The organism is Nitratidesulfovibrio liaohensis (genome assembly GCF_011682075.1).
GTDB lineage: Bacteria > Desulfobacterota > Desulfovibrionia > Desulfovibrionales > Desulfovibrionaceae > Cupidesulfovibrio > Cupidesulfovibrio liaohensis.
In genome coordinates this window covers 1-1,114 of the sequence record NZ_VSMK01000612.1, presented here as the reverse complement: position 1 = coordinate 1,114, position 1,114 = coordinate 1, and the positions used below count along the sequence as shown (strand labels likewise).

At 70.9% G+C, this 1,114-nt stretch carries 1 protein-coding gene and 1 pseudogene; one reads left to right on the top strand and one right to left on the bottom strand.

All coding sequences use genetic code 11. From position 1 onward, the window contains the following. Positions 1–216, top strand: a pseudogene (locus FVW27_RS16645) (response regulator); the annotation flags it as partial. 144 nt (positions 217–360) lie between these two features. Here FVW27_RS16645 and yjgA read toward each other — a convergent pair. Further along, positions 361–1,114, bottom strand: a 754-nt coding sequence (gene yjgA, locus FVW27_RS16640; protein ID WP_243838529.1) for a ribosome biogenesis factor YjgA, incomplete at its 5' end; no start/stop codon positions are given.

Sequence of the window (1,114 nt, the reverse complement as noted above, 5' to 3'; positions counted from 1 at the left end):
GCCGTGTCCCGCGCCCTGTCCAGCGCGGACCCGGAACTGGGCACCCAACTGCATCGCCGCATGCTGGGGCGCTTCGGCACGGCGCTGCGCATCGACGTGGACGGCCACGAAGAGCCCGCCGGGCTGCTGGACCGCCTGCTGGGCGGCACGGTGCTGCACGACGTGGTCACCGTGGCCCGGCATACCCTGAAGGCATTGCGCGAGGCCGGCATCTAGCAACGCAACGGCCCGGCTCCCCCCGCCGCCCTGCCAGCCGCATGCCGGTTGCCGGACAGCAGACCTCGCCCCATGCAACGACAGACGCGCCGGATGCGGAAGCACCCGGCGCGTCTTTTTTGCAAAACGGCAGGAACGGAGCGGTTATTCCTCGGCCACGTCGCGCAGCAGCCGGAACAGGGCGCGTCCGGCGCGGGGCGGCTTGCCCGAGGCGCGTTCTGCCAGGGCGTCACGCACCAGCAGGCGCAGGTGGCGCGGGTCCACGTCGGGCCACTGCTCCAGGTAGGGGTGCAGGCGGTCCGGCCCGGCGGCCAGCAGTTGCTCGCGCAGTTCCTCGATGCGGTGGAACTCGTCGTCCTCGGTCTGCTTGACGGCGCGCACCTCGCCCATCTGCGCGGACACGGCCTCCCAGTCCCCTTCCCGGATGACCCGGCCAATGTACTGCAACTGGCGCCGCCGGGCCTCGTGGGTGGACATGGCGTGCCATTCCAGCACCGCCCGTTCGAGATCGTCGGGCAGGCCCATGCCCCGCACCTTGGAAGCAGGCAGGCGGACCAGTTCCTGGCCCAGGGTCTGCATGGCGTTGCTTTCGCGCTTTTTCTGCGAGCGGCTCACATCGCGTACGTCGTTGTCTGTCTCCACCCCGGACGGGGGCAGGGTGTCGGGTATCCTGCGTCGCGCCATGCGCGTTCTCCTTGTTGTCCATACGTGAATGAGGCGGTTCCCGAACGTGGCGGGAACGGGCGAAAAGGCGCCCCAACGGCTGTGCCGGTCGCCGGGCCGATCGCTGTGCCGGTCGCCGGGCTGGTCTTCGGGCCGGTCTTCGGGCCGGTCTTCGGGCCGGTCTTCGGGCCGGTCTTCGGGCCGGTCTTCGGGCCGGTGAGCATGCCGGGGCCGG